The sequence below is a fragment of the Azospirillum sp. A23 genome, from assembly GCF_042938965.1.
GTDB classification, from domain to species: domain Bacteria; phylum Pseudomonadota; class Alphaproteobacteria; order Azospirillales; family Azospirillaceae; genus Azospirillum; species Azospirillum melinis.
In genome coordinates this window covers 431,804-449,897 of record NZ_CP170666.1, presented here as the reverse complement: position 1 = coordinate 449,897, position 18,094 = coordinate 431,804, and the positions used below count along the sequence as shown (strand labels likewise).

General features: G+C 62.5%; 17 protein-coding genes. 7 read left to right on the top strand and 10 right to left on the bottom strand.

Annotated elements, in window-relative coordinates:
* Positions 1-16 precede the first annotated feature (16 nt).
* Both ABNQ40_RS11045 and ABNQ40_RS11040 read right to left on the bottom strand, forming a co-directional pair.
* Positions 17-436, bottom strand: coding sequence for a DUF1330 domain-containing protein (locus tag ABNQ40_RS11045; RefSeq protein ID WP_109048849.1), 420 nt, complete (start codon positions 434-436; stop codon positions 17-19).
* Positions 437-439: 3 nt separating this feature from the next.
* Positions 440-1,249, bottom strand: coding sequence for a crotonase/enoyl-CoA hydratase family protein (locus ABNQ40_RS11040; RefSeq protein ID WP_109048850.1), 810 nt, complete (start codon positions 1,247-1,249; stop codon positions 440-442).
* An 86-nt stretch (positions 1,250-1,335) separates the two neighbouring features.
* Between ABNQ40_RS11040 and ABNQ40_RS11035 the strand changes: the two genes are divergently transcribed.
* Positions 1,336-1,926: a TetR/AcrR family transcriptional regulator gene (locus ABNQ40_RS11035; RefSeq protein ID WP_109048851.1), complete on the top strand. Its 591-nt coding sequence runs from the start codon at positions 1,336-1,338 to the stop codon at positions 1,924-1,926.
* A gap of 73 nt (positions 1,927-1,999) precedes the next feature.
* Here ABNQ40_RS11035 and ABNQ40_RS11030 read toward each other — a convergent pair whose 3' ends face one another.
* The 8 genes from ABNQ40_RS11030 to ABNQ40_RS10995 form a co-directional block, all read right to left on the bottom strand.
* Positions 2,000-6,634, bottom strand: a complete 4,635-nt coding sequence (locus tag ABNQ40_RS11030; RefSeq protein WP_109048852.1) for a chemotaxis protein CheB — start codon at positions 6,632-6,634, stop codon at positions 2,000-2,002.
* A gap of 587 nt (positions 6,635-7,221) precedes the next feature.
* Complete coding sequence (locus ABNQ40_RS11025; protein WP_109048853.1) at positions 7,222-7,869, bottom strand: response regulator transcription factor; 648 nt, start codon at positions 7,867-7,869, stop codon at positions 7,222-7,224.
* Between the two features lie 154 nt (positions 7,870-8,023).
* Positions 8,024-8,386 carry a hypothetical protein gene (locus ABNQ40_RS11020; RefSeq protein ID WP_109048854.1) on the bottom strand — a complete coding sequence of 121 codons (363 nt, stop codon included), beginning with the start codon at positions 8,384-8,386 and terminating at the stop codon, positions 8,024-8,026.
* 4 nt (positions 8,387-8,390) lie between these two features.
* Positions 8,391-8,633: a hypothetical protein gene (locus ABNQ40_RS11015; RefSeq protein WP_109048855.1), complete on the bottom strand. Its 243-nt coding sequence runs from the start codon at positions 8,631-8,633 to the stop codon at positions 8,391-8,393.
* Entirely contained in the window at positions 8,630-8,953 is a 324-nt protein-coding gene (locus tag ABNQ40_RS11010; RefSeq protein WP_109048856.1) for a hypothetical protein, read from the bottom strand. The genes ABNQ40_RS11015 and ABNQ40_RS11010 overlap by 4 nt, the downstream gene beginning before the upstream one ends.
* 360 nt (positions 8,954-9,313) lie before the next feature.
* A complete protein-coding gene (locus tag ABNQ40_RS11005) occupies positions 9,314-10,042 on the bottom strand; it encodes a YsnF/AvaK domain-containing protein (protein WP_391346518.1) in 729 nt (242 codons plus the stop codon).
* 54 nt (positions 10,043-10,096) lie between these two features.
* Positions 10,097-10,495 carry a YsnF/AvaK domain-containing protein gene (locus ABNQ40_RS11000; protein WP_109050832.1) on the bottom strand — a complete coding sequence of 133 codons (399 nt, stop codon included), beginning with the start codon at positions 10,493-10,495 and terminating at the stop codon, positions 10,097-10,099.
* 51 nt (positions 10,496-10,546) lie between these two features.
* On the bottom strand, positions 10,547-11,107 hold the full coding sequence (locus ABNQ40_RS10995) for a hypothetical protein (RefSeq protein ID WP_109050833.1): 561 nt from the start codon (positions 11,105-11,107) through the stop codon (positions 10,547-10,549).
* 348 nt (positions 11,108-11,455) lie between these two features.
* On the opposite strand from ABNQ40_RS10995, the gene ABNQ40_RS10990 reads away from it, so the two are divergent.
* The 6 genes from ABNQ40_RS10990 (at position 11,456) to ABNQ40_RS10965 (ending at position 18,018) form a co-directional block, all read left to right on the top strand.
* A complete protein-coding gene (locus ABNQ40_RS10990) occupies positions 11,456-12,649 on the top strand; it encodes a sensor histidine kinase (RefSeq protein ID WP_391346515.1) in 1,194 nt (397 codons plus the stop codon).
* 43 nt (positions 12,650-12,692) lie between these two features.
* On the top strand, positions 12,693-13,292 hold the full coding sequence (locus ABNQ40_RS10985) for an exopolysaccharide biosynthesis protein (RefSeq protein WP_109049768.1): 600 nt from the start codon (positions 12,693-12,695) through the stop codon (positions 13,290-13,292).
* A gap of 260 nt (positions 13,293-13,552) precedes the next feature.
* Positions 13,553-13,708, top strand: coding sequence for a hypothetical protein (locus ABNQ40_RS10980; RefSeq protein ID WP_158279295.1), 156 nt, complete (start codon positions 13,553-13,555; stop codon positions 13,706-13,708).
* Positions 13,709-13,757: 49 nt separating this feature from the next.
* The gene (locus tag ABNQ40_RS10975; protein ID WP_109049766.1) at positions 13,758-14,042 is read left to right on the top strand and encodes a hypothetical protein; all 285 of its coding nucleotides are present in this window, start codon (positions 13,758-13,760) and stop codon (positions 14,040-14,042) included.
* A gap of 475 nt (positions 14,043-14,517) precedes the next feature.
* The gene (locus ABNQ40_RS10970) at positions 14,518-17,673 is read left to right on the top strand and encodes a CheR family methyltransferase (protein WP_391346510.1); all 3,156 of its coding nucleotides are present in this window, start codon (positions 14,518-14,520) and stop codon (positions 17,671-17,673) included.
* A 102-nt stretch (positions 17,674-17,775) separates the two neighbouring features.
* Entirely contained in the window at positions 17,776-18,018 is a 243-nt protein-coding gene (locus tag ABNQ40_RS10965) for a hypothetical protein (protein WP_391346508.1), read from the top strand.
* The last annotated feature ends 76 nt before the right edge of the window (positions 18,019-18,094 follow it).

Sequence of the window (18,094 nt, the reverse complement as noted above, 5' to 3'; positions counted from 1 at the left end):
CACCGTTCCGAGCGGTTTACCCGGCGAAGCCGGTTCCCGGTGGCAATGCGGAAAAGCGGATGAGCCGGCTGTCGGCAACTCCAGCCTGACGGTGCGCCATCGCTTCGCGATAGCGTGGGTCGCGGAGCATCGCCACGAACGCCGCCGGCCTGGGATACTCGGCGATGAAGGCGATGTCCCACACCGTATCCGGCGGCCCCACCAGGGAGAGCTCGAAGCCTCCGCGCCACAGGATGCGCCCGCCAAGCTCGGCCAGAACCGGCGCGCTCAGCCGGCTGTACGCGTCATAGGCCTCGAGACCCGTGGTGTCGCGACCATCCCCGTAGGCGGCCCGCCCGTGCAGGCGGATGAGATTGAGCATGTGCACGGGGCCCGGCCGATCGGCGGCCGTGAACGCCTCGAAGACCTGCTTCGTGAAGCTGGTATAGCCTTCCATTGTTCAGCTCCTGACCGCGGAGGACCAGGTGCCCGGATAGGCCGGCGCCCGCCGGGCGATCCAGGCGTCCAGCCCCTCGCGCAGGTCGGCGGTCGGCGCCATCCGGGCGAACTGCTCGGCCTCGACAGCCAAGCCTTCGGCGATGGGCAGATTGATGCCCCGCGCGACCGCGGTGAGGATGGTGGCAACGGCGAGCGGCGAGTGGACGAGGATGCGCTCCAGCAGCATCCGCGCCGCCGGCAACAGTTCGTCATGAGGAACGACCGCGTTGACGAGGCCCAGTTCCAGCGCCCGATCTGGCGAAAAGGTCTCGCCGGTGAGCAGCAACTGCATGGCGCGCTTGCGCCCGGCGAGCCTGGGCAGGCGCTGGGTGCCGCCGAAGGTGGGCGGCATCCCAAGGCGGATCTCGGGCTTGGCGAAGACGGCGCGCTCGCTGGCGATGGCGAGGGGAGCGGCTTCGGTCACCTCGCAGCCCCCGCCGTAGGCAAGGCCGTTGACCGCCACCAGGATGGGCTTGCGGAACGCCTCGATGCGGGCGGTGAGCCGCTGGCCGCGCGCCACGAAGTCACGAAGGGCCGCTTCGGGACTCTCCGCCACGGAGCGTGAGAACTCGGGGATGTCGCCACCGGCGGAGAAGGCGCGCCCTGTTCCGGTGAGGATCACCCCACGCACATGGGTGTCGTCCTCGATGCCGTCGAGAACCGCGAGCAAGGCGTCGATGGTCTCGTAATTGAGGGCGTTGAGCTTTTCCGGACGGTTCAGCGTCAGCGTCGCGACCGCTCCGTCGATCTCCTTCAGGACACACTCGATCATAATCATCTCCTCTTCGTCGGTGAGGAGGGCAGGATGGCTGCCGTGGCGGCTTGAGTATACTCACTGTACGGTATACTTTGGCCGTCATGCCAAGACATGCAGACACGCGCGGACGGATCATCCAGGCGGCCTCCAAGCTCTTCTATGCGGAGGGGATCGGGCGCGTCAGTGTCGATGCCATCGCCGAGAAGGCGGGCATCACCAAGCGCACACTCTACTATCATTTCGAGAGCAAGGATGACCTCGTCGCCGCCTATCTCGACGCGCGCGACCAGCCCAACCTGAAGCAGATGGTGAGCTGGTTCGCCGGTGCCGAAGGCGGGGCGGCGGAGAAGGTTGCAGCCATATTCGCCAGCCTCGCGCGCAATGCACGCCACCCGAAATGGAAGGGCTGCGGCTTCCTGCGGACCACGGCGGAACTTGCCGCCATGCCGGGCCATCCCGCCGTGAAGATCGGCGCGCGTCACAAGAGCGCCTTCGCCTCATGGCTTGCGGGCGAACTGGAGCTTGCGGGCTACAGCGATCCGCAAGCTCTCGCACGCCGGATCCTGTTGCTGCTCGATGGCGCCTTCTCCGCATCGCTGGTGCACCGCGACGCCAGTTGGTTCGAAGAGGCCGGTCACGCCGCCCGTGCTTTGGTGGACGGCCATCCACGGAAGCAGGAGGACCAGCAGTGAACCGCACCGGGTTTCCCGGCAACCGTATTCAGATCTGCTTGACCAGCCATTGCCAGAGCAACCGAAGGGAAGATCAGGCGGTTCCCGGCTCCAAGGACTGGTCCGTCAGGGCGTGTCGTATCGCAGTCAACAGAGGCTCCGGGCTCAGTGGCTTGTGCAGCAACAGGAAGCCGCTGGCGCTCGCCTCCCGGATGCGCGCGGGCGAGGTGTCGCCGGTCAGAAGGATTCCGGGCAGCCGGGCGGCGAAATGCCGCTCCAGCCGGCGGATTGCCTCCGATCCGGTTTCCGTGCCCTTCAGCCGGAAATCGGCGATGACCAAATCCGGCACCCCGTTCCCCAACCGCTCCACCGCCGTGTCGCCATCGGACGCCGCCACCACATCGTAGCCCAATTCATGGAGGAAGGCGGCGACCCCGTCGAGAACGGTCGGGTCGTCGTCGATCACCACCACCCGCTCGCCGTTGCCGCCGTCGGATACGGCCATCTCCTCGTCCTTCGGAAGGGAATCGACCGGACTGGCCAGCGGAACCAGGATCTCGAACATCGATCCCTGCCCTGGCGCCGATTTGACCCGTATCGGGTGATGGAGCAGCGCGGCGAGGCGTTCCACGATGGAGAGGCCCAGCCCCAGCCCCTGCCGCCGGTCACGCTCCGGATTGTCGACCTGATGGAACTCCTCGAAGATCGATGCCAACTGGTTCGGCGGAATGCCGCGCCCGGTGTCCCAGACCTGAATGCGCAGGTTCGGCCCGGCACGGCGGCAGCCCACCACGATGCGACCCTGGTCGGTGTATTTGATCGCATTGGCGATGAAGTTCCGCAGGATGCGCTCCAGCAGCTTGGGGTCGCTCTGCACCGACAGGCTGGTCCGAACGCTGTGCAATGTCAGTTCGGCAGCCTCGGCCAACGGCGATAACTCGGCGCACAGCGAATCGATCATCGTCTGGACCGGACATGACCGGAGCGTCATCTGGATGGCGCCGGCGTCAAGGCGCGACACATCCAAAATGTCGTCGAGCATGGCGGTCATGGCGCCCAGCGCGTTGCCCATGCTGACCAGCAGTTTTGCCGCCGTCTCGCCCTGCGACTGCATCGCCACCAGATGATGGAACATCAGCAGGGCCTGGACCGGCTGTCGCAGGTCGTGGCTGGCAGCGGCAAGAAACCGGGTTTTGCTGGCGCTTGCCAGTTCGGCGGCAGCCTTGGCGGCGGCGAGGGCTTCGCGCACGCGCACCTGCTCTGTGACGTCTTCCATCGCCAACAGGATCAGCTGGCCCGCCTGATTGAGCCGGCGGGCGTTCAGCAGCAGGGTGCGGCGTCCCCCGGCGCCTTGGTTGCCGACACCCTGACCGATGGTCAGTTCCAGCGCATCGATGACCGTGCCATCGGGTATGATCCGTTCCAGTGCCCGGCGCAGTTCGGGATCGGCCAGCAGACCGCCGGCCGTCTCGGCCAGTTGGATGCCGAGCACGCCGTCCGGCGTGGTGGCGAAGGATCGATGGAAGGCCGCACTTGCGCCGACCACCCGCAGCATCTCGTCCAGCACCAGCAGCGGTTCGCGGACCGTGTCGACGATGGCCTGGGCGAAATCGCGCTCAGCCCGCGCCGTGCGCAGCACCCCCGCCCGTTCGATGACCAGCCCCAGCACGCTGGCGATGGCCTGGACGAATTCCAGATCGGCATCGCTGAACCGTCCGGCCTTGCGGCTCAGAACCGCGAGAATGGATGGTCCGCGTGCCTCGCCGCCGAAGGGAACCGACAGACCGCTGACGAAGTGGCCGCCCGATAGCGCCATGGAGGAGCGGACACGTTGATCGGTGGCGAAATCCTCGACGATCGACGGCTGCTGGGACCGGAACACCCGTCCGACCAATGTCGACATGTCGCTGGGGATCCTGACGGCAGGCTCCTGTGGAACGGGGAGGCCGGCACTGCCGAACAAGATCAGATCGTCAGCGTCCCCGGTGCGCCGGCCCGATGGATCCTCGCTGGGACCGAGGATGGCGACGCCGTCCGCTCCCAGCCCTTCGGCAATCAGACGGGCTGCTTCCGCCAGCGTCTCCGACCCTTCCGCTCCGATGAGGTCCTTGCGTCCGAGATCGGCGATCAGCTTGTACTGGCGGGCCTGCAGAGCCATGGCCAGGCTGGTGCGCTTCAGCGGCGTCACGTCGCTGAAGGTGATCACGACCCCCTCCCCCCGGCCTTGCTGCGTCCGGTAGGGCTGGATGCGGCGAAGGAAGGTCGCATCGTCGTCCGTCGACACTTCGCGTTCCAACGGCATCAGGGATGACAGCACCGACCGGATGTCGGGCAGCAGGCAAGGATCGGAGAAATGTCGGGCGATGTCGGTGATCAGGCGTCCGGCGTCCTGCGGCAGCAGAGCGAACAGCCGGGTCGCCGACGGCGTGAAACGCTTGATCCGCATGTCTGACGACAGGAAGACCGTGGCGATGTCGGTGCTGCTCAGCAGATTGCCCAGATCGTTGGTGGTCGCCTCCAGCTCGTCGACCTTTTCATGCAGCTGGGAGTTCAGCGTGCTGAGTTCCTCGTTGAGGGATTGCAGCTCTTCCTTTGATGTCTCCAGCTCCTCGGTGGTCGACTGGAACTCCTCGCCGATCGATAGGATCTCCTCGTTGGCGACCCGCAGCGCCTCGCTGGTGGCGCCGAGTTCTTCGATGGTGTCGTTCAACTCCTCACGGGTCATGCGCAGTTCGTTTTCGAGCTGCTCGACGCCGTCAATTTCCATCGGCAGCGGCGCGGTGTCGGCGACCGGTGTGCTTGGTGCAGCGTGGTCCGCCGTGAATGTCACCAGAAGCAAGTCATTGCCGGCCCGGGGGAAACGCACCGGGATAACCAGAACGGTCACCGGCATCACAACGCCGTGACGCTTGTGCCGGATTCCGGAGATCTGAACCCGGCCATGCAAGGCGAGCGCCTGTGCGACGGCGCGGCGGAGTTGCAGGCGCAACTCTCCGCGTGCCATCGCCGTCAGATCCCAGGGCGGTTCTCCCGTCGGCAGGTCGAGGAAATCGCCGGTCGGACCGAAGAGATACTGGATGCGATGCAGCCCGTCGATCAGAACTGCCGCCGGCGCGTATTCAAGCAGCAGGGCCTGTCGGATGATGTCCGCCGGGCTGGTGCCGCGCAAAGGGGTGGGCAGTGTCGGCACCGGGACCGCAGACCGCCCGCCCGTCGGCGGGACTGCCATCGCACTGCTGCGCGTCGCACCGATTTTCCGGTAAACGCGCCATTTTTTTGAAAGAGGCGCGAACAGGTTGGAGAGCGTGTCAAGGTTCTCCGCCGTGCCGAGGAACAGGCCGCCATTACCCAACAAGGCGAAATGGAACAGGGCGAAGAGGGCCTTCTGCACGTCCGGCTCGATATAGATCAGCATGTTGCGGCAACTGATCAGGTCGAGCTTGGAAAAAGGCGGATCGCTGAGCAGATCGTGCTGGGCGAAGGAAACCACATCGCGCAATGGCTTGGCGACCTTGTAGCCGCCCTCGACCTTTGTGAAGAAGCGGGCGAGCCGGTCGACCGACACGTCGACCGTGATGGTTTCGGGATACAGGCCGGTGCGGGCGACGGTCAGCGCCCGATTGTCCACGTCGGTTGCGAAGACCCGGAAGCCGGGGGATACGCCGCTCCGTGTGCAGGCCTCCATCAACAGGATTGCGATGGAGTAAGCCTCTTCCCCGGTGGCGCAGGCCGGGACCCAGACACGGATCGGCTTGCCCGCCGGCTGGTTCCGCACCAGCGGGACGACGTACTCTCCGGCCAGGATGTCGAACGCCGGACCATCGCGGAAAAAGCGCGTCACGCTGATCAGGATGTCGCGGGACAGCAGTTCGATTTCGGCCGGGTGGGTGCCCAGAAACGCCCGGTATTCCGTCATATCGGCGATATGGTGAATCCCCATCCGCCGCTCGATGCGGCGGGTCAGCGACCGCGGCTTGTAAGCCCTGTGATCGCGCTTGGTGTGCGCGCTCAGCAGATCTAGGATGCCGTCCAGTGCGCCGTCCGGCGCTTCGGCCTTCTGAACCGTTGCCGGGCCGATATAGGGTTGGTGGACGAAATCGACGATGGCGCCAGGCATGCGCTCCGGCGGCAGGATATAGTCGGCCATGCCGGTGGCGATGGCGCTGCCCGGCATGCCGTCGAAGTCGGCGGTCGTCGGATCCTGCACGACCACCAGTCCACCGCATTCCTTGATCGAACGCAGTCCATTGGTGCCGTCGGCGCCGGTACCGGACAGCACGACGCAGATCGCCTTCTCCTGCTGGTCGGTCGCCAGTGTGCGGAAGAAGACGTCGATGGGCAGGGTCGCGTCGACAGACTGCCGCGATTCGCGGATGCGCAGTTGGCCGGCCTCCATGGTCGGCAACCGACCCGCCGGAGCGATGTAGATGTGATCGGCCTCCAGCGGAATCCCGTCATGAGCCGTATGGACCGACAGCACCGTCACATTTCTCAACAGGTCGGCAAGCAATCGTTCATTGTTCGGAATCCGGTGCTGAATCACCACAAAGGCCAAGCCGCTGTCAGCCGGTACCGCTCTAAGCAGGGCCGTGATGGCTTTGAGGCCGCCAGCCGAGGCACCGATACCGACGATCGCCAAAGGGCCGGGCCGCAGGCGCCGCTGTTCATCCTGATCCATAAGGGGAATGTCCTGACAATGACGATCCGTGCCTTCATCCGCCGACATCATGATCGCCTCCTGCCAATACGATGATCCCAGCCAGCGAAACTTATAGCCAAGCCTCTCCCCGCCGGATTTCATGGCAGGAGAGCATGGATCTGGCCTATAGACACTAAACAATTAGAGTGCTTATAAATTTGCTGCATGATCTCAAACAGACAAAAGTTAGAATAATTGCGTCCACAAATTCACGGTATTTTCAGAATCATCATACAATAAATATAAGGTTAATGCGCAAGTTATAATCTGTCAATCAATAATTTTTATAACTCTGTTATTTTCGATCTTCGTGAGGTTCAGCAAAAATAGATGTGTTATCCTGCAAAGAAACGCTACTCGGAACGGGAAAATATTGATTGCGCACCGACGCGATCCAGCGAATATGTGGCTCAGCCACACCTTCTATAACAACAGGTTGGCAGAACCTGCGCCTGGACCAACGGGATAACCGGCTGATCTGTCCGGTTGCGGCCAACCGCTTCGCAATGGGCCGGAGGACGTCTAGCCCCTTGCGGTGAGTGTCGCGTCGCCGGCTTTACGCTTCCATCCATGGCCGGCACGGCGGCAATCCCAACATGCCGCCGGAGAAAGTCAGGTCATTCTGCATCCGCAAAGCCGTTGTTGCGACCCCAGAGGGCGGCCTGGGTGCGGTTCGAGACGTCGATCTTGCGCAGCAAACTCTTGAGGTGGATCTTGACGGTCGCCTCGGTGATCCGGAGGTGGTTGGCGATCATTTTGTTGGAGCTGCCATTCTGCAGGCAGCGCAGAACCTGCGCCTCGCGCTTGGAAACACCTTTGTGCGGCGCCGCCAGATCGGCGGCACCACTCAGGCGACCGCCGATCAGCAGTGCGGCCAAGGCGCTGGGGAAGACCGTTTCGCCGATCATGACAAGCCGCAACGATTGCGCCAGCGCCTCCATGGAGATGTCCTTCATCAAGAATCCGTCCGCACCGGCATGGATGGCCTTCGTCATGATTTCCGGGTCCAGCGTGCCGGTAAGCACCACCACATGCGTGTCCGGACAGGCCACCTTCAGTGACCGGAGAAGATCCGTGAAGTCGCCGATGCCGACAGGGTCGATCAGAATGACCTGCGATGCGTCGCCCTCCTGGACGACCTGGAGCGCCGACTTGAGAGACGAGGTCTCTTTGGCGATGTGAAAGCCCTGCTCCGCGAACATGGCTTTCAAGCCATGGCGAAACAGATTGTTCGCGTCTATCAAGGATACGGAAACAAGAGACATTACCAGATACTCCAGTTTTCTAAAATAATCTGGCAGAATTGCACTCAAAATATTGAAATGACGACCCGATATTTTGAGAAATTTCCAGCTTATAATTAAGAAAATATTTTGGAACTCATATCTGAACAAACGAAGGAAACCTTGGCCCGGCTGGTCACGCCCGGCCAGCGACCGCAGAATCCGGGATCATGGGGTGCAGAGCCGTCGAAAGAAAGGCCGGGACCGGTATGCGTGTGCGTTCGCGCCGCGGCAGCTGTGCAATCCGATGCAACTCCTCCACCCAGGGCGACGGGTAGCTGTCCACGCCGAATATCCAGACGGCGCCGGTCCGGCCATCCGCCATACGCAACAGCACGCGGGCATCGTGGCCGTCCTTTCCGGCGTGGTTGGCGGCCTGTACGGCGGCGATCAGGGCACCGACCTGTCCGTTGGGAAAGGGGCCGTAGCGTTCCCCCTCAAGCCCGACGAACCACCCGTCCGTACGGCATGACACGGTATAATGGGCTGATAGGCTCATGGGATCACCGTTCCTTGATGGCGGCCGCACCAACCGCGGCACAGGCTCTGGTAAGGCGGGTCAGCGTGGCACCCTGCGGCAGGCTGACATGGCTCGGTGGTGTAAAGGCGGGGGGACGCTGGTCCGGCGATACGCCGTAGACAGTTGGATGCCAGCGGCGCTCGGCATTCATCCAGCGCAGCTGTTCACGCAACGCATCGGCGCCACAGGGGCACCGCCCCTCGATGGAATGGAGAAGGGGGGTCACGGACGTTCCTCCGATACCGATCCCGGCGTCAGGAGGTCAGCCATGGCCGGAATTATTGGATAGGGAGGCTTCATAACCGCCTGTGCCGCCCCGTCATTGCCGGCACAGCACCAGCGGACATGGCAGGGCTCCCCTGCCGCCGATTGCGCCAGCACGACGCTGGCGAAGCCGAGGCGTTCCGCTGCTTTCGCTTCCCGAATGGCTTTGGTGAGCGCATCGATCTGGTCGGCGCAGGGCGGATAGACGAAGCCGTCCGCACGGACGATCCATCCGGCGTGGGTTTTAAGAATGAAGAAGGCCAGCCTTGTCCGGGAATTCATAAAGCGTCTCCGATGTGGGCCGGTTTGTCGGCAATGGCGGCAGCCATGCCATCCGGATCGAGTCACGCCAGGAAACACCTCGGATTTGCGATCCTCGGCAAAAATGAGCAGGCCTGGGGTGGCTTTGAAATAATTAAAGTGGGGTTCTCAAAGGTTTCTACAATGGTATATCCCCGAAATGCATAAGCAGACATTCGATATTTTAAAATCTCTTTGTGTTTCTATTGAGAGAAATATACCGATAAACGATAATTGAATCTGTGAGTTATTTCGAAAGACCTTCAACCGCTCCGCCGCAGGTTATATCCGCTGCGGCGGGGGCGGCCGAACGGCCGCCCTATCTGTTGTGCACGCTTCAGATCAGCGCTTGTTGCCGGGCTTGTTTCCGACGGGCTCCACTTTGACATCGCTGCGGCGGGCGACGGTTTCCACGGTCTTTTCCTGTTCGGAAGCGGTCTTGGACAACACGACCTCCCCGACCACGCGGGCTTCCTTGGTGATTTCCGGCGTTTCGGAGGTCGCCGTCAGTTCGATGGTCTTCTCACCGAAGGCGGCCTTCTCCTCGTCGGCGCTCAGGGGCCGGTCGACCTTGCGGTGTTCCACATCCACCGTTTCGTCGCGCAGCGTCACGGTTTCCCGGACCGGCGTCTCGGTAACCTCCGACGTGGCCTTCACCCCGCCCTTGGCGACCCGGCGCTTGCCGATCTCGACCTCCTCCTTCACCGACTGGAGGGTCTCCTGCTCGATGCTGCCGCCGTTGCCCGCCTTCTGGGCCGGCTTACCCGCCGCCGGGGGCTCGGGCAGGTCAACGGACCCGTTTTCATCGAGGATGGCTTCCGCCGCGTCGGCATCCTGGTCGGCGATGTCGGCCGCCACCAGGGTGTGGCCCTGGCGGATGGCTGCACCGTACTGCTCGGCCAGTTCCTTGTCGAAACCGTGCCCCAGCAGGCCCTGGGCGGCCTTGTCGGCGCTATCGGCGCCGCCGAAGGTCTCGATGTCCGCTTCCTGGCAGCCCGCCGCGACCAAGGCCTGGAAGGCCTTCTTGGCGGAACCGCTTTCCTTGTAAAGTCCAACGATGATCGTGCTCATGATAGTCTCCAGTAGGATTTAAAGTATTCAATTTCTTGAGGTAAGTCAGGCCGCTCAGGTCACGGGGGTGTCCAAAGACGGCTCCTGTTCGATGACGACCTCCTGACGGCGCAGCGTGACGTGGTCGGTCATCTTGCGGCTCGCGGTGCGGCGGGTGATCCGGACCTCCTCCACCAGCTTCAGGCGGACCTCCACCGTCGCCACCTCCTCGATCACCGAGATGACGGTGGTGTCGCCGTCCTGGCGGTCGGGGATCGGGCCATCGACGAACCGTCCGATGGGAAGCCGCTCGACCTCCAATGTTTCCATCGACAGGTCGGCTTCGACCGCCTGTTCCCGCTCATGGCTGAAGGTGCTGGCGCGGACGGTCCCGGTGACCTGTCGGCGTTTGCGGACGCCCACCTGCTCTTCGACGGTGAGAAGCGTCTGCGTCTCCTTTTCCGAACCGGTCAATGGAGATCCTCCCGAAATACTGTCATGCGGCTTTGAAGAGCGCCGGCGGCCTCAGGCGCCAGGCCGGGGCGGGCTGTGCGCGGTGTCTTGCGACAGCCGGGACGCAGCCTGGGCGACGCGGACATTGGCCTCGAAGAAGGCCAGCCATCCGCCGAGCAGGTAGCGTTGTCCTGCCGTCATGATGTCCTGTGGGCCGCGGGCCTGAAGCATGCTGCCCAACAGTTCGTTCTGGCGTTCCGCGGCTTGGCCCATGAAGGAGACCGCCTCTGAAATGGCCGTTCCATAGCCTGCCATCAGGGCACCGCCGAGTGCCGTGGCCCGACCGCCACCCTCGTCGAGACCGTCTTTGAGAGCACGGTCAAATCTCTGGCCGGCGGTCCGGACGGATTCCGGAAAGCCCTGGTTGTCTGAAGCGCCGGGCAGCCTCGGCGGCCAGGGCCTCGGCTGCTGACCAAGCTCGCGGGCAGGTTTCGCCGTGTGCTCCTCGCTGGCGCTGCGGATGCCGGCGCCCTTCGGCGCGTCGTTACCCGCCGCGGCTTCGTCGCTGGCACTGCGAATGGTAGGGCGATTGGTCGGGCGAATGGTGGGGGTGGGATGAGTGCCGTCGTCCATGACGTCTCCATGACTGTTTGGGGTGCGAGAGCTGAAAGGGAGCGCTGTGCTCTACCTCGATGACTTAATCCAATATTATACCGCACCGCAAAATATCAATGGCTTTGAAAACATAAACTGAAATTATGAACTATAAATTGCCGGTTATAAAGGAGATGTTCTTTTGGTGTTCGTAAATCTATATTTTACATACGCAAGAAGATCAGGAGATTTTTGCCGTGAATCAATCGGTATATTTTTCCATTTGGCGCCAATCTGGCGAACAGGCTCTGCCACTTCTTCGCCTGGGAAGGCTGCATTCAGCGGCTATATCCTTTTCGAATAATGGATCGGACGAAGGAGCGCTGCATGCCCGATAATCCCCGCGACCAACAGGACGCAGAGAGAATGGTCAGGATGGAGGCAGCGCGCGGAGGCCCCTTCATGGTGGCCGCGGAAACGACCCTGATGCCCATGCTGATCGCCGATCCCACCCTGCCGGATATCCCGATCGTCTTCACCAATGCAGCATTCACCAGGCTCAGCGGCTATGCGCGCGAACAGATTCTGGGCAAGAGCTATCACCTGCTGTCCGGCTCCGGCACCGACCCGGCGGTGGCGCGCGCCATTGGCCTTGCCCTACGCGCCGGCGAGCCCATCGTGCGTCAGGTCCGTCTCTATCGGAGGGACGGAAAGCCGCTATGGGTGCTCCAGCATGTCGCACCCGTTTTCGAAGAAGACCGTATCCGCCACCATTTCGTGTCCTTTGTCGACATCACCGAGCGCAAGGCGGCGGAAGACGGATTGCGCCAGCTCAACGAAGAACTCGATCACCGTGTGTCGGTGCGTACCGGGCGGCTGGATGAACTCAATCGCCAACTTGCCGCCGAAGTTGAGCGCCGCACCGAGGTGGAGCGTGTGCTGCGCAACACCCTTGCCGACAAGGACGTACTGCTGCGCGACAAGGACAACCTGATGAAGGAGGTGAACCACCGCGTCAAAAACACCCTCCAGATGGCCTCGTCCTTCCTGCGCATCCAGTTGGACCTCACACATGGCCGGGAGCCGGCCGTGCAGAAGGCGCTGCACAGCGCCGTGGAAAGGCTGGACCGCATGGCCGAGATCCACGAGAAGCTCTACCGGACGCAGGGGCTGCAGGAGATCGAGTTCGGGGGATATCTGCGGATGCTGTGCCGCGACCTGCTGGCGTCCTTCGAGCCTGCACAGAGTTTGCATGTGGTGCTGGATGTCGACGCCGACGAGGTGTTCCTGAAACCGGATCGGGCCATCCCGCTGGCCCTCATCGCCAACGAGGCGATGATCAATGCGCTGAAATACGCTTTCCCGGACGGGCGATCCGGCCGCATCGCCGTCTCGTTCCGGGAAATCTCGTACGAAGTCCTGCGCATGAGCATCAGTGACGATGGCATCGGCATGGCCGAAAAACGACGCACGGGGTCGCTCGGCCTCACCTTGATGGAGTTGCTGGCCGAGCAGGTCAAAGGCGGTCTGACCGTCGGGTCCGGCGCCGGCACGACCGTTACGGTGTCGATCCCGGCATGACAGGCAGGTATCGTCCCACCGAAACGGCAGGAGCGATGCGGTCATGACCGCGGTCTTGCCTCCGCATATCCCGACATCCGAGGTTTTGCGTGGCCTGCTCGCAGAAGCTCCGGCCGAGGGCGTTACATTCGGCTGGCTGCTGGACAGGCTGCACAAGCGCTCTTTCGGCGTCGTTCTGCTGTTGCTGGCACTGATCGGGCTGACTCCGGGAACATCGCCGGTCGTCGGGCTGCTGCTGACCATTCCCGCGTTCCAGATGATCCTCGCACGGGAAACGCCGGTCTTTCCCAGGACGATCATGTCGCGGCGTTTCTCGACACAGCGCCTGGTCGGTATGGTCGATCGTACCGTGCCGGTGTTGAGGCGCATGGAGACGGTCATACGCCCACGCTGGAAGATGCCGTTCGAGACGACGACGCGCGTGGTCGGATTGGTCGTCCTCGTGCTGGCAGGCGTCTTCTTCGTTCCCATTCCGCTGAGCAACGTCGTCCCGGCGGTGACGATCATGCTGATCGCCTTGGCCTATCTGGAAGAGGACGGGGTGTTGCTGGCAGTGTCGTTGGCGATGGCCGCCGCCGTTCTCATCGCCACGGCAATCACCGTCTGGCAGTCGGTCGAGGCGGTCCGGTCCATGTTTTTTTGAGCCGTGGCTCACATCGGTCAGGGCCGCGTATGGCAGGTTTTTGCCGCGTGCTTTGGCATGCAAGTCGTTGCTCCATCGCACCAAATGGTGAGAAGGCAGCCTGAGGGACGCTCAAGAATCATCTAGGTAGAGGATCCTGTCCAGCGGAGGCTGGCGGCAGTCCGAATCAAATAAGCATCAATGTAATTATTTGCCCCTCTCCATTGTAATAAAATTTGGCGACACCATATTTCGAAGCAAATATCCGGAAGGAGATCGCCATGTCGCTCACGCACGGGACGTTGTCGGAGTGGATGGTTTCAGAGCGTGCCGCCTGGGCTTTGTCAGCGCCGAAATGGAAGAACATGGCTTATCTGACACTTGGCGTCTCAGTCGGCTTTCTTGCCGGGCTGCTGTTCTCCAGTTCGGGCGGATAGACAGCTGCTTTCAAGGAAATCCGCCGGACATGAATGGGAGCACCCTTCGATGACCACCGCATTCACCCGCACCACCAGCAGGACCGTAACGTTCGCCCATCCTTTTGCCTTGAGCGGCGTCGACGGGGTGCAACCGGCGGGAAGCTATATCGTGGAGACCGACGAGGAGTTGATCGACTCGCTCTCCTTCCCTGTGTATCGGCGCAGCGCGACCTGGCTCCGTCTTCCGCATTCCAATCGCGGAATGGCCATGGAGCAGACGGTGCTCATCGACCCCGATGAACTGGACCGGCTCCTGGAACCGGCGGGAAACGGAACTCTCCTGCCCGGATGAACATTGTTGCGAGGACCGGGCGGAGCAATGCTCCGTCTATCGCGGAAAGCCGTTCCGCACCGAACTTTACCGCAGAAGAGGTGTCGTCATGCAAACCGTACAACTGAAACAACGTTCGTCGTCAGTCCATTTCCTGAACGGGAAAATGTTCATTGAAACCGCGTCCGTGCCACCGGTGACCGTGAGGATCAACGATGAGCGTCTACTCCAGCGGGAGCGCGGCACTCTGCTTCGCAACTGGGACGATGACGGTGGTGCCCAACCAAAGGAAGGTGCTAGAGAGTGAGTTGACCGTCCGCGTCAGAATTTGGCATCGACTGTGAGGAAGAACGCCACCAGGGACGGCCGGCCATCGTCCCGAGGGGGTGCTCCAGTTGAAATGTAGAAAAGCTCATCGCCGACAAGAGCGCCATCCCCGGCATCCTCAAACGACATCGATCCGGATCGTCAGGATCTGTGGAAGGGCAGCAGCAGCATGAGCGACAAGGCATCCTTCCCAATCGTCGGGATCGGCGCATCCGCTGGCGGGGTGGAGGCCTTGGAGGGGCTGTTCGGCGCCGTTCCTGCCGACAGCGGCATGGCCTTCGTGGTCGTGACGCATCTGTCACCGGAACACGAAAGCCTGCTGGCCGACATCATCGGCCGATGCACGCCCACGCCGGCGCATCAGGCCTGCGACGGGGATTTGGTCGAGCCAAACCGCATCTACACCCTGCAGCCAGGAACCCTGCTGACCATCGACAGCGGCCGGCTGCATGTCCGGCCGGACAGCGCCTCCCGCCGCGAGCGCAACCCCATCGACCTCTTCCTCAGCTCGCTCGCCAGCGACTGCGGTGAAAGAGCGGTGGGCATCATCCTGTCGGGCGGCGGCAGCGACGGCACCCTGGGCGTCAAGGCGATCAAGGAACGGGGCGGCTTCACCATCGCCCAGGGGCATGACGGAATTCCCCGCCATGACGGCATGCCGAACAGCGCCATCGCCACCGGCGTCGTCGACCTTGTCGCGCCGGTGGAAACGATGGCGGCGACGCTGGTGGACTACGCGCGAACCGCCACGTCGCTGGGCGATCTGACGGGTGAGAAGGATGTTCAAGAGGATGCGCGGCTGGAAGCGGCACGCAGAAACATCACCACCATTCTGCGCAATCAGATCGGGCACGATTTCCAGGGCTACAAGCACAACACTTTCCTCCGCCGTGTCCAACGCAGGATGCAGGCCCTGCGGCTGACGGACATCGACAGCTATGTCGAACACCTGCGTGACGACCGTACGGAAGCCGCGGCACTGTTTCGCGATCTGCTGATCGGCGTCACCACCTTCTTCCGCGACGGCGAGACCTTCCAGGCGCTGGAGGAACTCGTCATCCCGCATCTGTTCGCCGGGAAAAGCGCCGGCGATGCGGTGCGCGTCTGGGTACCGGGCTGCGCCACCGGCGAGGAGGTGTACTCCATCGCCATGCTGCTGTCCGAATATGCGGAAACCCTCCACAGCGTGCCGAAGATCCAGGTCTTCGCCACCGACATCGACGAGCATGCCCTGGAAGTGGCACGCACCGGGCGCTATCCCGCCAATCTGGTGCGGGATGTGCGGGCGGACCGGCTCAAACGCCATTTCACTGAGGACGGCACCAGCTATCTCGTTCGCAAGGAGGTGCGCGACCTGTGCATCTTCTCGGCGCACAGCGTCGTCCGTGACCCGCCCTTTTCACGCATCGACCTGATTTCGTGCCGCAATCTGCTCATTTACCTGGGGATGGGACTTCAGGATCAGGTGATCCCAATGTTCCACTATGCATTGCGCCCCAGCGGCTATCTTTTCCTCGGCGTGGCCGAGACCATCGGGCAGCATCAGACGCTGTTCGTGCCCATAGACAAAAAACATCGCCTGTTCCGCCGGCAGGATGCGGTTTCCGTGACCATTCCCTTCGCCATGGCGGAGCATGGCGGCCGCACGCCTCGCGGATCGGCCGAGACCCCCCGCTCGATCCAGTCCAACGCCGCCAATCTGCGTGGGCATGTGGAGGCGCGCGTGCTGGAGCGTTTCGCTCCGGCCCATGTCGTCGTCAATCAGAACAGTGAGGTGGTCTATTATTCCGCCAACACCGGCAAGTACCTTCAGGCGCCTCCCGGCGCCCCGAACCGCCAGCTTCTGGCGATGGCCCGCAAGGGACTGCGGCTCGATCTTCGCGGCGCCCTGCACGAGGCGATGCAGACCCACAAGCCGGTAACCCGCAAGCACCTGGCGGTGGAGGTGGACGATCGTGTCCAAATGCTCGATCTGACGATCGAGCCGTTCGACCGCGACGGGGAACCCTCCTTCCTGGTCCTGTTTTCCGATGTCGGAGGTCCAAGTCCTGCGGAGGAAATCTACGGCAAGGAGCGTCACTGGGGCCAGGATCCCGGTGCGGTGGAGCAGCTGGAACGTGAACTTCGCGATACCAAGGAGCGTCTCCAGAGCACGATCGAAGAGTATGAAACCTCATTGGAGGAACTGAAGTCCGCCAACGAGGAACTCATCTCGGTCAACGAGGAACTGCAATCGACCAATGAGGAGCTGGAAACAGCCAAAGAGGAAACGCAATCCGTCAATGAGGAGCTCCACGCTGTCAACATCGAACTCAACAGCAAGGTTGAGGAGCTGGATCAGTCCAACAGCGATCTCCAGAATCTGTTCAACAGCACCCAGATCGGGATCATCTTCCTGGACCGATCCCTGCTGATCCGGAGTTTCACGCCGGCGATCACCCAGATTTTCAATCTGATCGCGAGCGACCGCGGTCGTCCGCTGACCGATATCGTCAGCCATCTCGATCAGGTCGATCTGGATCGGGATCTGAGACATGCGCTTACCGACCCGGCGATCGTGGAAAAGGCGGTTCGGTCCAGGGACGGGACCAGGCACTACATGATGCGTATCCTGCCTTACCGGAAAGCCCGCAACGATCTGGAAGGCCTGTTGTTGACTTTTGTGAACGTGACGTCGCTCAAGGACGCCGAGGAGCAGCAGCGCCAGCTCATCGGTGAACTCGACCACCGCGTCAAGAACATGCTGGCCGTCGTCACCGCCTTGGCCCAGCAGACGCTGAAGGCGATTGCCGAGGCACCGGAATGCACGGCGTTTCTCGGGCGCCTGCAGGCGGTTGCCAGCACCTACGATCTGCTGACCCGTGACGGTTGGGGGAATATTCCCCTCAACGACGTCGTGCTCAATGAGGTGAAGCCTTATGCCACCAGCGAAGGTCGCTTTGCCGTCGATGGACCTGCCGTTCAACTCCGGCCCAAGGCCGCGTTGGCGCTCGGCATGGTGATCCACGAGTTGGTGACCAACGCGCTGAAATACGGCGCACTGTCCGTGGCGGAAGGGCGCGTCGTCGTGACCTGGGAATTCGGGCAAAGGGATGCCGATGCGGTGCTGCTTGTCCATTGGCGCGAGACGGACGGTCCCCCCGTGTCGCCTCCCACCCATCATGGCTTCGGCTCCAAGCTGATCACCCAGCAAATCCGCTACGAACTGCGCGGCGATGTCATGGTGGATTACGATCCGACCGGCCTCCAGGCGACGTTCACCGTACCGGTCGCCCAGACGAGGAGCGACGACGAAAGCCCCGCCTCCCTTGAGAATGCCCGATGACCGGAAAGCACCTGGAAGGCTGCCGGATCATGATCGTCGAGGACGAGTTGCTGATCGCCATGGCGTTGGAGGAAATCCTGCAAGGGAGCCACCATCGTCGGCATGGCCAGCTGCGTGGCGGACGCTCTGGCGCTGATCGAACGGGAAGATTTCGATGCCGCCATCCTGGATGTCCGGCTCGACGATGAGCGGGTGACTGCCGTCGCCGACGCGCTCGAAGCCTTTTGTCTTCCACTCGGGATACGGGCCGGAACTCCTTCCGCAATGACACCGACAAAGACCGCTGCTCCGGAAGCCCTGCCCCCCGCTGCCATCGTGCGCATGTTGTGCACTGCCATGGCATGAACGGGCACCGACGAGCCCATCAAAGTGGAAAACCTTGAAAGGCATGGCGCAGGATAGCCGTGTCCACCGTCGACCC

Excerpts from the sequence above, each read along its gene's own strand:
- ABNQ40_RS10990 (WP_391346515.1), top strand. The coding sequence starts at position 11,456 with ATGCCCGATAATCCCCGCGACCAACAGGACGCAGAGAGAATGGTCAGG.
- ABNQ40_RS11005 (WP_391346518.1), bottom strand. The coding sequence starts at position 10,042 with ATGAGCACGATCATCGTTGGACTTTACAAGGAAAGCGGTTCCGCCAAG.
- ABNQ40_RS10965 (WP_391346508.1), top strand. The coding sequence starts at position 17,776 with ATGGCCAGCTGCGTGGCGGACGCTCTGGCGCTGATCGAACGGGAAGAT.
- ABNQ40_RS11040 (WP_109048850.1), bottom strand. The coding sequence starts at position 1,249 with ATGATCGAGTGTGTCCTGAAGGAGATCGACGGAGCGGTCGCGACGCTG.
- ABNQ40_RS10970 (WP_391346510.1), top strand. The coding sequence starts at position 14,518 with ATGAGCGACAAGGCATCCTTCCCAATCGTCGGGATCGGCGCATCCGCT.
- ABNQ40_RS11030 (WP_109048852.1), bottom strand. The coding sequence starts at position 6,634 with ATGATGTCGGCGGATGAAGGCACGGATCGTCATTGTCAGGACATTCCC.
- ABNQ40_RS11035 (WP_109048851.1), top strand. The coding sequence starts at position 1,336 with ATGCCAAGACATGCAGACACGCGCGGACGGATCATCCAGGCGGCCTCC.
- ABNQ40_RS10975 (WP_109049766.1), top strand. The coding sequence starts at position 13,758 with ATGACCACCGCATTCACCCGCACCACCAGCAGGACCGTAACGTTCGCC.
- ABNQ40_RS11010 (WP_109048856.1), bottom strand. The coding sequence starts at position 8,953 with ATGAATTCCCGGACAAGGCTGGCCTTCTTCATTCTTAAAACCCACGCC.
- ABNQ40_RS11020 (WP_109048854.1), bottom strand. The coding sequence starts at position 8,386 with ATGAGCCTATCAGCCCATTATACCGTGTCATGCCGTACGGACGGGTGG.
- ABNQ40_RS11025 (WP_109048853.1), bottom strand. The coding sequence starts at position 7,869 with ATGTCTCTTGTTTCCGTATCCTTGATAGACGCGAACAATCTGTTTCGC.
- ABNQ40_RS10980 (WP_158279295.1), top strand. The coding sequence starts at position 13,553 with ATGTCGCTCACGCACGGGACGTTGTCGGAGTGGATGGTTTCAGAGCGT.
- ABNQ40_RS10995 (WP_109050833.1), bottom strand. The coding sequence starts at position 11,107 with ATGGACGACGGCACTCATCCCACCCCCACCATTCGCCCGACCAATCGC.
- ABNQ40_RS11045 (WP_109048849.1), bottom strand. The coding sequence starts at position 436 with ATGGAAGGCTATACCAGCTTCACGAAGCAGGTCTTCGAGGCGTTCACG.
- ABNQ40_RS10985 (WP_109049768.1), top strand. The coding sequence starts at position 12,693 with ATGACCGCGGTCTTGCCTCCGCATATCCCGACATCCGAGGTTTTGCGT.